9 protein-coding genes are annotated in these 11,930 nt (G+C 59.2%); 1 reads left to right on the forward strand and 8 read right to left on the reverse strand.

All coding sequences use genetic code 11. The features are described 5' to 3' along the window. Nucleotides 1–146: 146 nt before the first annotated feature. Both EKD05_RS20830 and EKD05_RS20835 read right to left on the reverse strand, forming a co-directional pair. Complete coding sequence (locus EKD05_RS20830) at nucleotides 147–773, reverse strand: FHA domain-containing protein (protein WP_129676759.1); 627 nt, start codon at nucleotides 771–773, stop codon at nucleotides 147–149. Beyond that, nucleotides 760–2,382 (reverse strand): tetratricopeptide repeat protein, encoded by a 1,623-nt coding sequence (locus EKD05_RS20835; RefSeq protein WP_129676761.1) that lies wholly within the window; start codon nucleotides 2,380–2,382, stop codon nucleotides 760–762. Before EKD05_RS20835 ends, EKD05_RS20830 begins: the two co-directional genes overlap by 14 nt. A 609-nt stretch (nucleotides 2,383–2,991) precedes the next feature. Between EKD05_RS20835 and EKD05_RS20840 the strand changes: the two genes are divergently transcribed. After that, complete coding sequence (locus EKD05_RS20840; RefSeq protein WP_129676763.1) at nucleotides 2,992–5,820, forward strand: CHASE4 domain-containing protein; 2,829 nt, start codon at nucleotides 2,992–2,994, stop codon at nucleotides 5,818–5,820. 20 nt (nucleotides 5,821–5,840) lie between these two features. Here EKD05_RS20840 and EKD05_RS20845 read toward each other — a convergent pair whose 3' ends face one another. The 6 genes from EKD05_RS20845 to EKD05_RS20870 all read right to left on the reverse strand — a co-directional run bounded on the left by EKD05_RS20845 (nucleotide 5,841) and on the right by EKD05_RS20870 (nucleotide 11,855). Further along, nucleotides 5,841–6,374 carry an N-acetyltransferase gene (locus tag EKD05_RS20845; protein ID WP_129676765.1) on the reverse strand — a complete coding sequence of 178 codons (534 nt, stop codon included), beginning with the start codon at nucleotides 6,372–6,374 and terminating at the stop codon, nucleotides 5,841–5,843. A 15-nt stretch (nucleotides 6,375–6,389) separates the two neighbouring features. Further along, nucleotides 6,390–7,769, reverse strand: a complete 1,380-nt coding sequence (gene argH / locus EKD05_RS20850; RefSeq protein WP_129676767.1) for an argininosuccinate lyase — start codon at nucleotides 7,767–7,769, stop codon at nucleotides 6,390–6,392. A gap of 10 nt (nucleotides 7,770–7,779) precedes the next feature. Next, complete coding sequence (locus EKD05_RS20855) at nucleotides 7,780–8,508, reverse strand: hypothetical protein (protein ID WP_129676769.1); 729 nt, start codon at nucleotides 8,506–8,508, stop codon at nucleotides 7,780–7,782. Beyond that, nucleotides 8,505–9,725, reverse strand: coding sequence for a bifunctional glutamate N-acetyltransferase/amino-acid acetyltransferase ArgJ (gene argJ / locus EKD05_RS20860; protein ID WP_129676771.1), 1,221 nt, complete (start codon nucleotides 9,723–9,725; stop codon nucleotides 8,505–8,507). Before argJ ends, EKD05_RS20855 begins: the two co-directional genes overlap by 4 nt. Before the next feature lie 17 nt (nucleotides 9,726–9,742). After that, nucleotides 9,743–10,456, reverse strand: a complete 714-nt coding sequence (locus EKD05_RS20865; protein ID WP_129676773.1) for a histidine phosphatase family protein — start codon at nucleotides 10,454–10,456, stop codon at nucleotides 9,743–9,745. A 196-nt stretch (nucleotides 10,457–10,652) separates the two neighbouring features. Next, entirely contained in the window at nucleotides 10,653–11,855 is a 1,203-nt protein-coding gene (locus EKD05_RS20870) for an argininosuccinate synthase (RefSeq protein ID WP_129676775.1), read from the reverse strand. Between the last annotated feature and the right edge of the window lie 75 nt (nucleotides 11,856–11,930).

An 11,930-nucleotide genomic window follows, 5' to 3' on the forward strand; every position in this document is an offset into this window, starting at 1 on the left:
GCAAGCCGGCCCGTGTTTGTTCGGTGTGGTTACCCAAAATCGGGTTGGACGATCTGGCTGGGTAGTCTAAACGTCAAATTCTCAGCACATCATTCTTATCTCTGAAACTCAAGTTATGTACCCTTGAAGGCCAGCAAAGCTGGCCTTCAACTCATCAACTCATACCCCTGGCCGCGGTGGGTGATGATCAACTCGGCTTCGGGATCGGCGCGACGTAGGGTGCTCCGCAGGCTGTTGATGGCGCGATCGAGCGCTCCGGCGTCGCGCCCTGGTTCGTACGTTTGCCCCCAGAGGGCCGGTGCGCAGCTTTCGCGGGTGCAGATGGTGCCTGCATGGTCGTAGAGGTGGCGCAACAGGCGCGTTTGCATCACCGTCAGGGCAAGCGCCTCTTCGCCGAGGAAGAAGATGAGCCGTTGTTCGTCGTACCGTAAGCGCCCGACGGGAATGAAGGTTGGATCAGGATCGCTAAAGACCAGGATCGCTTCGGGGCTGCCCAGGCCGATCTGGTCGCGATCTTTCAGTTGGTGCGCTCCTTTGAGGCGCCGCTGATTGACAAAGGTGCCGTTTGCGCTGTCGGCGTCGTAGAGCAGGTAGCGTAGCGCGGTTCGCTCGATGCGGGCATGCAGCCGCGAGACGACCGCCCGCTTGACGATGATCTGGCATAGTGTGGCGCGCCCCAGGCTGCAGAGTTCGTCCCGCAGCAGGAAGTTCGCTGGTTCGACGTCAGGCACGAGCGCACGGATCTGCGGGTAGATGGTTTCACCGGGTGTCATTGGGCTCCTCTAGGGCGAGCGCGGTGGCGTTGGTCGGGTTGAGTTGTTCGCCTTCTGTCCATGCCGATGCGAAGACCGGGGCGGTCAGTTGCGCCTGGGTGAGCGCGACAAAACTGTCGTAGCGTTCGCGTTCGGCTGGCGTGAGCGGTGAATTCGCCTGTGTGCGCATGGCTGCGGCGGCACCAAAGAGCCGGGCCGCCTGGATGGGTTGGCCGCGTAGCGTGGCGACCGCCGCCAGCCCCTCGATTGCTGAAGGCGCGTATTGCCAGTTGCTCAGGTCGCGGTAGTGGGTCAGGCTCGCCTGGAAGAACGGGGCGGCCCGCTCCGCTTCGCCCTGGTAGAGCGCGGCCAGTCCGCGGTTGTTGAGCGCAACCGCAATATAGGCCCGATGCCCCAGTTCTTCAAAGGTCTTGAGGCATTCAGCGAAACAACTGTCGGCTTGATAATAGTCGCCTTGATAGAGCGCCGCCATGCCCAGGTTACCCAGCGCAATGCCGATCCCCCGTGGGTCGCCCGTGGCGCGGTGGATCGCGAGACTCTCGCGAAAGACGGTAGCCGCTTCGGTGTGGTTGCCAAGTTCGTTGGCAACAATGCCCAGGTTGCTCAGTGCCGTCGCGATGCCCCGCTGGTCGTTGAGGCTGCGTCGCACGGCGAGGTTTTCACGGTGTAGCACCGCCGCCCGTTGATAGTCGCCTTGCATATCGGCAAGCACGCCCAGGCTGTTCAGGACAATGCTGACCCCGCGCTCGTCACCGAGGCGGCGTCGCAAGGCAAGGCACGCCTCGTAGTGGCTGGTCGCTTCGGCAAAGGCGGTCTGGTTGACGGCGAGCATGCCGGCCCCTTCCAGCACCTGCGCCAGGGTGGCATCAGCAGCGTGCCCTTGCAAAGCCAGGATCTGCGCCAGCCAGGTGCGGCCTTCGCTCCAGTGCCCACGCGCATACCAGAACCGCCAGAGCGCGGCCCCTAGCCGCGCCGCCAGGTTTACCTCGTTACTGGTAAGCAACCAGCGCAGTGCCGCCCGTAGGTTGGCGTGTTCGCCCTCAAGCAACGCCAGCCAGGTCGCCTGATCCGGGCTGCGCAGGTGCGGATGCGCCCTCTCTGCGAGCGCAAGCATGGCGTTGGCGAAGGCAGCCGCGACAAGTGTGTGTTCCTTGCGCTCGGTCAGGTGTTCCAGCGCCAGCGCTCGCAAGCTTTCGAGCATCGTATAGCGTGGCGTTGGCCCGCTCGTCGCGCACCGCAGCATGTTGCGGGCAACAAGCATTGCCGTCAGTTCGACAAGATCCGCTCTGTCCAACGTAGGTAAGGCGGCCCCAACCTCGGTCGCAAGTTCGAGCGAGCAGCCGCCGCCAAAGATGCCGAGACACGCAAAGAGCGCCTGCTCTGGCCCACTGAGCCGCTGGTAACTCCAGGCCAGCGCGTCGCGCAGGGTGCGCTGGCGTGCAGGCAGGTCGAGGGGGCCGTCAACAAGCACGGCGAGTTGTTGATCGAGGTCGTGCAGCAGCGCCTCGGGCGGCGTGATGGCGATGCGTGCGGCGGCCAGTTCCAGGGCCAGCGGCAACCCTTCAAGTCGTACACAGATGGCCGCGATCGCGGGCGCGATAGACCTCACCCATGCCACCCCGGGCCAGCAACCCCTCGATCACATAGGGCGTCTTAGCAATAGCTGTACCTGGTACCAGAGACGAGAGGATATTTGTATATAAATACCGGTAACTATACCATCTTAAAACAGAACACGTATGCACGTAAAAGTATACACGACTGACTTTTGAGCGTCAAGACGTAAGACCGAAGCGTCCAGGGCTGTTGCATCATACGAAACCGGATGCAAAAAGACGCTCTATCGTGACAGCACTGGCAGGCAGCGCAACACGCTTGTGGTAGGTGATGGCACCGCTTCATACGAGTATCCAAAAAGGTATCTTAGAGGCCGTTTAGTTTGTAGATGCAAGGCTTCGTATAGCAGCCCTAACGGGCTTGTAAAAGCAGTTGTATGCTTGCTCGCGGTTACGCCGCGAGCAAGCATACAGCATGCGTTGCGCCATGGGGACGCGGGCACCGCGCCCGCTTCGGGAGCAAAAGCGGGCGAGAAGCGAAAGTCAGAAACCTTCCTTTCCAGGCTACTGATTCTATCTTGTGTGAGTTTGGTAAGTTCAGCGCTGTATAATTAGTGACAGCAAATGCTCTTGCATAGGGTTGAGCACGAAATATATCCACTATGAATCTCGTTTCGTTACGCCTCCGTATTTTGCTGGCGACCTGTTTGTTGTTTGGACTCTTGCTCGGCGCACTACTCTGGCTAGCAGGTACCATTATTGGGCAGGGTTTTGCTGAAGCCGAAGAGCGTACGGTCACGATCCGGGTTGAACAGGTCGTCAATGCGCTTGATAATAATCTCGCTGATCTGACCCGCGTTACGCGTGACTATGCGACCTGGGACGACGCGTTTGCGTTTGTTCGTGAACCTGATCGGGTCTTTATTGAAAATAATTTTCTTGATTCAACATTTCTGAATAATAATATCACCTATATTGCTTTTATTAATTTTGAAAATCAAATTGTTTATGAAAGTTTTTTTGATGTAGATCTAGGTAAGCAGACGGTACCACCGGTGGCCTTCCATCAGTTTGATGGACCTAACGCGCACTTGTTGCAGCACGACGAGTCCGCCGATGGCCTTACTGGCCTACTCGTGCTTGAGGATCGCCTCTGGTTGCTCGCGACTGAACCGATTCTCACGAGTCTCGGTGAGGGGCCGCCCGCCGGGACGTTGTTGATGGCGCGGGAGCTTAACCCTGCTGAACTTGCCCGCCTGGCTGAGTTGACGCGCCTGCCCTTTACGCTTACGCGCTTTGATGATCCGGCAAGCAGTGCCGAGTTTGCTTCGTTGGTGACCGAACTTGCTGCCGGTGAGTCCGTAGCGATCATGCCACGCGATGCGCAAACGATCGTCGGGGCGACCCGGCTTGACGATCTCTATGGTGGATCGGGGGTGCTGCTGACGGTCGAGTTGCCCCGCGAAGTGTATCAACTTGGTCAACAGGCTTCGCGCCAGTATATGCTGATGCTCGTCGGGGTCGGTTTGCTCTTTGGGTTGCTCATCTTTGCGTTGCTCGAGCGCACCGTCTTGATCCGCATCATTGCGTTGAGCGACCAGGTTGGCGCGGTTGAACCTGATCAGCCCAAGGCGCGGGTGGCCGTGAGGGGCCGTGATGAAATTGCCCAGCTTGCCACCTCGATCAATGCGATGCTTGAACGCCTGACTCAGGCCCAGCAGCGCATCAGCGAGAGCGCCGAGCGCTATCGCCAGTTGACCGAGTTGTCGCCTGATGCCATCATTGTTCATGATGGGCAGACGGTGCGCTATGCCAATTCAGCCGCAAGCCACCTGTTAGGCCACCCTCCCTCGCAACCACTCGTCGGGCGGCCTGTTGATCCTGTGTTTGGTGAGCTTGTGCCCCGTGCCGATGGAACACCTGCCTTGTGTGATCGTATGTTGCTGCGCCCTGATGGTTCGGTGGTCGAGACCGAGGTTGTGGTCTTGCCCTTTCGTGAGGGTGATATCGTCGCGATCCAGGCGATTGTTCGCAATATTACCCAGCGCAAACAGATCGAGCACGCCCTCCGCAATGCTAGAGATGACGCTGAGGCAGCGAATCGCGCCAAGAGTCAGTTTCTTGCCACAATGAGCCACGAGTTACGTACGCCGCTCACGGCGATTATCGGCTATACCGAACTTTTGATGCGCTCGCTTAAAGAGACGGCCCCGGCAGAAGTGATGCATGATCTGGGCCGCATCAAGAGTGCCGGTAAACAGCTGCAAATTCTGATCGATGATGTGCTTGATCTCGCGAAGATCGAGGCCGGACGTATGCAACTCGAGCTTAAACCGTTGAATGTGTCTGAATTGATCGCGGCAGTACTTGATACCGCAAGACCTCTTGCCGAACAGAATCAGAATGTGCTCGGCAGCGTTCTGCATCCCCGGGCGGATGCGATGATAACTGATGAAGTGCGCTTACGCCAGATTTTGCTCAATCTGCTTAGCAATGCCTGCAAGTTCACGCATCAAGGCACGGTTACTCTTGAAGTTACGGTCTTCGCTGGTGAGGCTGATCCTACCTCTGAGTGGATCAGTTTTGCGGTGCATGATACCGGTATTGGCCTTAGTCCGGCCCAACTGCCCTTGCTCTTCCAGAATTTTATGCAGGCCGATGCTTCGACAACTCGCAAATATGGTGGCACGGGGCTTGGTCTAGCGCTGAGTCAGCGCCTCGCGTATCTGCTCGGCGGCGAGGTTACCGTGAAGAGCCAGCCCGGGGTTGGCTCGACGTTTACCCTGACCTTGCCGCGGGTGCTTGATCTCGAGGCGGCTGAACTGTTACGCGCCGGCGTTTTGCACGAGGTTATACCATTTCAGATGGCAGATTTTGGATTGCAGATTGCCGCGCATGGCGTTCCAGTGCGCTCTGGCACCAATACCTATGCGGATTCCTCAATTCCAATTGGTATTACTCCATTGGTGAGCGCTCCGTCGTCTGAACCTGCGGCGGCCATCGCAACACAGATGGTGCTCTGTGTGAGCGAGGATGCAACGCTGGCCGAGCGTATTCCACGCCTCCTTGCCCATGTGGGTCTTCACGTGGAAATGGCAGGCTCGCCATCTGAGGGCGAAGAACTTGCTGCCGTTCTGTTGCCTGATCTCATCCTGCTTGATATGCGCCTCGCTATCTTTGAGCGTGCGGCGCTCCTTCACCATCTGCAACAGGATGCGTCCACCAGTTCTATTCCGGTTGCGATGCTCTTCCCTGATCCGCCTCTTGCCGATACCCCGTTTGGTGCGCCTGCTCAGGTGAGTGAGGCACACGCACTAGCACAGGGCTCGGCTGAGCCAGGCGTGAGTCTTCGCCCATTGGTGACTCGCGACACAACCGATCTGGTCAAGTTTTTGCGTCAGATTCTGGCCCCCACTGGCTGGATCGTTGATGTGCCTACCTTTGATGAGCTACAAACGCGCACGGCGATATACCCTTCCGAGCGTGCGTAAAAGCCAGCAGCGCTGGCTTTTTACGCACGCTCGGAGGGAATCTCACGCACCATCGCGACTTCGTCGCAGCGATCTTGCTTGAAGCATGTGTTGCAGTCTTGCCAGATTTTGTGCGGCAGGCGTAACTTCGGCACTTCGCGAAAGCCGAGACGACTGAAAAAGCCGACTTGCAGTGTCAGGGCAAAGATCGTCGGGATGCCCAGTTCACGGGCTTCGTCAAAGAGTGGTTCCACTAAATGGCGACCTAACCCGCGCCCCTGGAAGTCGGGATGCACAGTCAGGCTCACCACTTCTGCCAGGTCCGCCCAGGTGATGTTGAGCGCCGCAGAGCCGACGACTTCGCCGTCGGCTTCGGCGACGTTGAAAGAACGTACCCGATTGTAGAGCTGATCGAGCGTTTTGGGTAACATATCGCCGCGCAGGGCGTAGTAGTTGATCATCTCATATAACCGCGGTATATCACTGACCCGCGCACGCCGAATGATGACGGTGGCTTCAGAACTTACATTCAGGCGAGGCAAGGTTACCGGTGGCTGATACAACGGACTGGTCATGGGTGGGCTTGCTCCTTATTCATCAAGCAGATCGCGCCAACGGGCACACTGTTCCAGCACGCGATCCGGTGCCGTGCCGCCCAGGCTATCTTTGCGCGCAACACTCTGGGCCATATCAAAGAGACTGTAGACGGTATGGTCAAGTTCCGGCTGTACCGCCTGATATTCAACCAGGGGCAATTCGCGCATCGGCAGATGCAATTCAAGCGCTCGCCGTACGAGGCGCCCTACTTTGCCGTGCGCCTCGCGGAAGGGCACGCCTCGGCGCACCAGTTCATCCGCCAGGTCAGTCGCGAGCATCGCATCATCAAGCGCCGCCCGCATCCGCTCGTGCCGGGCCTCCATTGTTGCTACGACCGCTGCTGCGACCTCAAGGCTCAGATCAAGTGTGTCCAGGCTGTCAAAGAAGGGCTCTTTGTCCTCTTGCATGTCTTTGTTGTAGGTCATCGGCAACCCTTTGAGCACGGTGAGCAGCGTGACGAGATTGCCGATGAGCCGTCCGCTTTTGCCGCGTAGCAGTTCCATGCTATCCGGGTTCTTCTTTTGGGGCATTAGACTCGAGCCGGTGCTGTAGGCGTCGGCCAGTTCGACAAAACCAAACTCGGCGCTGCTGTAGAGCACCAGATCTTCGGCGAGACGGCTGAGGTGGACGCCGGTCAGCGCAAAGGTGAAGAGCAGTTCGGCCACGTAATCACGATCCGAGACGGCATCAAGCGAGTTGCCGGCCACCGCGTCGAACTCATCAAGCGCCTCGGTCAGCCGTTCGCGCTCGATGCCCAGGCTGTTACCCGCCAGTGCGCCCGCACCGAGCGGGAGCGTGCGTGCCCGCGCTGTTGCTTCATGCACGCGCTGACGGTCGCGCTCGAACATCTCGACATACGCGAGGCACCAGTGCCCAAAGGTGATCGGTTGCGCCCGTTGCAGGTGTGTATAGCCCGGCATCAGCGTCGAGGCATGGGCTTCGGCCTGGGTCAGCAGGGCGAGTTGCAGCCCGAGCAGCCGCTGATCGATCTGCCGCCCTGCGCTGATCGCAAAGAGCCGCATATCGGTGGCGACCTGATCATTGCGCGAACGCCCAGTGTGCAGTTTGAGCGCGACAACGCCGACGAGTTCGTGGAGCCGGCGCTCGACGGCGGTGTGAATATCTTCGTCGCCTTCGATCGCCACAAAGCTGCCATCGGCAAATTCACGGCGCACCAGTTCCAAGCCTTGACAAAGCGCTTCGTGCTCTTCGCGCTTGATCAGATCGGCTTCGAGCAGCGCTCCAGCCCATGCGATGCTCCCGTCAATGTCGACCTCGGCCAGGCGGCGGTCAAAGCGAAACGAATCATTGAAGCGACGCATTGTCGCTGCCGTCGGCTCGGCAAAGCGCCCTCCCCAGAGTTTGTGTTCCATGCGTATGTCCTTAGATCTGCTCGATCTTCTGATATCTTTGAATGCTCATATTTTGTGCGACCAACAAGCGCCAGTAGGCGGCCATAAGTTCTCCTGCACTTGGCACAAGCTCACTGAGTTGCTGCGCTGTCAGCAGGGCGTTGACGAGGTGTGCGTAACCCTCGGGTCGCACCGCAAACGCCATGCTCTGTTCGAGGGCCGGGTACCCTTCGCTCGTCACCCAGCGCCGGTTGATTAGACAAAGTGCTTGACATAATTCTTCGATCATGGCGCTAACGACCAACCTGGCATCGAGTTCATCGTTGCGTGCCGCTGCAGCGCGGAGTCGCCCATAGGCTTGGAAGACCAGGGCGGGCAAATGTGTTGCGACGCCGATCAAAAAGGCTTCGTGGTTCAGGCTCATCCCGAGGGTGCGCCATTGAGCCACAAGGTCGGCGTCGCCCACCAGTGGGTGCAGTTGATCGAGCCGCCCCATCATTGTCGCCCACTGCAAACCGGGATCCGCTAGTTCGGCTTCAAGGTGACGACGCTCGGTCACGAGCATCGCCACCGTCACCTCTTGAAAAAGCAGATGGCGCTCGCGCAATACCAGGCTATCCTCAACCACAAACCAGAGCTTCAGCGCTGACCAGGGATCGTGCTCGCCTGGGATCGTTAGGCTCCCACCGAGCACAATTTGATCACCGTGGGTTGCATGCATCCGGCGGATCAGCTCGCGCGCCAGATCAATGCGGGTCATGTCCGATACTCGGCGTTAATAGTAACATATTCTGGGCTGAAATCGCATGTCCAAACGGTTGCCTCACCCTCGCCGAGGCCAAGGTCGGCCTCAATGCTCACTTCGGGCACATTGAGCAGGTCGCTGGCTGCTTGTTCGTCAAAGGGCAGCGGCAGGCCGCGTTCAAGCACCCGCAGGCCCCCAAAGTGCAACACCACTCGTTCGGGATCAAGGTGCGCCCCGCTATAGCCCATCGCACAGAGCACCCGTCCCCAGTTGGGATCAGCCCCATAGAGCGCCGTTTTGACCAGCGGTGACTTGGCAATCGTCATTGCCGCCAGGCGGGCATCGGCGACACTGACCGCGCCACGGACGGTGATCGTCACAAAACGGGTTGCTCCCTCGCCATCGCGCACCACGGCCTGTGCCAGATACTGGCAGAGCGCCGTCAGTCCGGCGAGAAACGCAGCCCCATCGGGGCTTGCGAGGTCGGTAATTGGTGCATTGCCGACCGCGCCATTGGCGAGCACTAGCAGCGTATCGTTGGTACTCGTATCGCCATCAATGCTAATACTATTAAAGCTCACCTCGACGGCCTGGCGCAACGCGGTATCGAGCGCCTCACGACTAACAGCGGCATCGGTTGTCACCAGACTCAGCATTGTTGCCATGTTAGGATGGATCATGCCGGCACCCTTCGCCATCCCGCCCAGGGTAAGCGTATACCCCGAAGGAAGCTCTACGCGCAGCGCGGCATGTTTCGGGCGCGTATCGGTCGTCATGATTGCCCGTGCCGCCGCAGGCCCATTGGCCGCATCAAGCTTCTGTGCAGCGGCGTGAATCCCGCTCATCACCTTGGCGACGGGCATTGGCACGCCAATCGTCCCCGTTGACATCACAAAAACCGTATCAACGGGCAACCCCAGGGCTTCTTCAGTCGTGCGCGCCATGGTCAATGTTGCCACCTCGCCCTCGCTGCCGGTGCAGGCATTGGCATTGCCCGCATTGACGACGAGCGCACGCAACCCGGTGGGGTTGCGCGTTATCAGTTCCATGTCATAGCGTACGGGGGCTGCCTTGACCAGATTGGTGGTAAAGACAGCGGCTGCCGTACATGCACGTTCGCTCACCAGCAAGGCAAGATCATCACGATTGCGATACTTGATGCCACAGTCGTGGGTTGCTGCCTGCCAACCCAATGGCGACGTGGGGTGACCATCTTCGATCCATGTATCCATGACCGTCCGTTATTCCTCTACTCGGTTGGTACCGGTGATGCCGGATGCCCACCAGGTGCTTGCAAATCCGTATCTTCCCAGCGCACCGACTCGGTTGCGCCGATATCGTGCAGATGGGCAATATCATTGTAGCTATTCAACCGCCAGAGCAACCGCCCCCGGCGATGAACCTGTTCCCAGTGGGTCAGGCTCGTATTGCGGGTATGAAAATCGGTTGGAGGCAAGACATTCGAGGGCAATCGGAAGAAATGCATGAAGGCCCCGTCAATCACGCCCCCATGACAGACAACCACAATTGATTTGCCCGCGTGTTCACTGGTAATTCTGGTCAAGGCTTCGGCGACCCGCAGCATAAAGCCGCCCCAACTCTCGCCGCCCGGGGCGATTGGGCGCAGCGGATACTGCTCAAAGTCAGGCGGGCCAAAGATCGCCCACGCTTCCTGGTTGGTCATGCCGTCAACCTCGCCGAGGCGCAATTCCTGCACCTCATCATCCAAGATGATCGGCAACCCCAGCGCTGGCTGGATAATTTCGGCGGTCTGGCGAGCGCGCGGCAGCGTGCTGGCAATCAGCACATCGGCCTGTAGCTCGCCGTGGGCCAGCCGATCCCGCAGCCGCTCGGCCTGGGCCACACCCCGCGGGGTTAGCCCTTTGTCGCCCCGCATCCCTGCCAGAATTGGTTGCACATTCGCCCACGCCTCGCCGTGACGAATCAGATAGAGATTGGTCATACCTCGCTCACCCTTCCCCGTGAGGGTTGCGTGGTGGCAGCGCAGCGTACCTGTTCAGACTTGGGGTAAAGCCTCATCCTGGGAGCGCGGGTGGCTCGCCCGCATCCAGACCCGAGCGGGCGAGCCACCCGCGCTCCCAGGAGAAGTGTGAACCCATACAGCGCAGCCGTCACCACGCAACCCTGTCGCATCCACTCTATTTCATCAACGCCTGCACCTTCATCGAGAGGCCATAGAGCTTGATGAAGGCTTCGGCATCCTTCTGATTGTAGACCATATCGGGGCCGAAGGTCGCCAGGTCTTCGTTGTAGAGCGAGAAGGGCGAGCGCCGCCCGACGACGATCACGTTGCCCTTATAGAGCTTCATCCGCACGTCGCCGGTCATCGTGCGCTGGGTAGTCTGCACAAAGGCATCATATGCTTCACGCACCGGCGTAAACCAGCGGCCATTGTAGACCAGATCGGCATAATCGAGCGCAATGCGATCCTTGGCGCGCAGCGTCTCTTTGTCGAGCACAATGCTCTCGAGTTCGCGGTGCGCCGTATAGAGGATTGTCCCACCGGGAGTCTCGTAGACGCCGTGGCTCTTCATCCCGACGAGCCGGTTTTCCACCAGATCAACCCGCCCGATCGCGTGCTTGCCACCGACGGCATTGAGGTAATCAACCAGTTCCACCAGGCCCATCTGGGATCCATTGGCGGCCACAGGCACGCCCTGCACAAAGCTGATCGTCAATTCCTCGGGCTCATCGGGGGCTGCCTGTGGGCTAACGCTCATCTGGAACATATCCTCTTCAGGCTCGTTCCACGGATCTTCCAGCACGCCGCCTTCGTGGCTCAGATGCCAGAGGTTGCGATCACGGCTGTAGATCTTCTCGGCGGTGGCAGTCACGGGGACATTATACTCAGCCGCGTAATCGAGCGCATCCTGGCGACTGCGAATCGTCCACTCGCGCCAGGGGGCAATAATCTTCAGATGGGGATTCAGCGCAAAATAGGTCAACTCAAAGCGCACCTGGTCGTTGCCCTTGCCGGTTGCCCCGTGCGCGACGGCGTCGGCCCCCTCCAGCGCGGCGACCTCGACCTGATGCTTGGCGATGATCGGGCGCGCAAACGACGTGCCGAGCAGGTACTTGCGCTCGTAGATGGCCCCAACCTGCATCGTCGGCAGAATATAGTCGCGGATAAACTCCTCGCGCAAGTTCCGCACAATCAACTTGCTCGCCCCACTCGCCAGCGCCTTCTCCTCAAGACCCTCCAGTTCATCAGCCTGGCCCAGGTCGGCGCAAAAGCAGATCACTTCACACCCATAATTCTCGCGGAGCCAGGGGACAATCACCGACGTATCGAGCCCGCCCGAATAGGCCAGAACCACCTTTTTGACTTCACCCGTTGCCATGGTACGCTCCCTTGTTTGCTTCTGTCTCCAGGACATTAAAAGAGCCAGCCCTGCGCTCTAGCAAAGCTGGCCTGA

It is taken from the genome of Candidatus Chloroploca sp. Khr17 (genome assembly GCF_004138165.1).
Classification (GTDB): Bacteria; Chloroflexota; Chloroflexia; order Chloroflexales; family Chloroflexaceae; genus Chloroploca.

Bases quoted from the DNA above. Each gene is read 5' to 3' on its own strand.
- EKD05_RS20855 (WP_129676769.1), bottom strand. From the start codon at position 8,508: ATGACCCGCATTGATCTGGCGCGCGAGCTGATCCGCCGGATGCATGCA.
- EKD05_RS20865 (WP_129676773.1), bottom strand. From the start codon at position 10,456: ATGACCAATCTCTATCTGATTCGTCACGGCGAGGCGTGGGCGAATGTG.
- EKD05_RS20830 (WP_129676759.1), bottom strand. From the start codon at position 773: ATGACACCCGGTGAAACCATCTACCCGCAGATCCGTGCGCTCGTGCCT.
- EKD05_RS20840 (WP_129676763.1), top strand. From the start codon at position 2,992: ATGAATCTCGTTTCGTTACGCCTCCGTATTTTGCTGGCGACCTGTTTG.
- argH (WP_129676767.1), bottom strand. From the start codon at position 7,769: ATGGAACACAAACTCTGGGGAGGGCGCTTTGCCGAGCCGACGGCAGCG.
- argJ (WP_129676771.1), bottom strand. From the start codon at position 9,725: ATGGATACATGGATCGAAGATGGTCACCCCACGTCGCCATTGGGTTGG.
- EKD05_RS20870 (WP_129676775.1), bottom strand. From the start codon at position 11,855: ATGGCAACGGGTGAAGTCAAAAAGGTGGTTCTGGCCTATTCGGGCGGG.
- EKD05_RS20845 (WP_129676765.1), bottom strand. From the start codon at position 6,374: ATGACCAGTCCGTTGTATCAGCCACCGGTAACCTTGCCTCGCCTGAAT.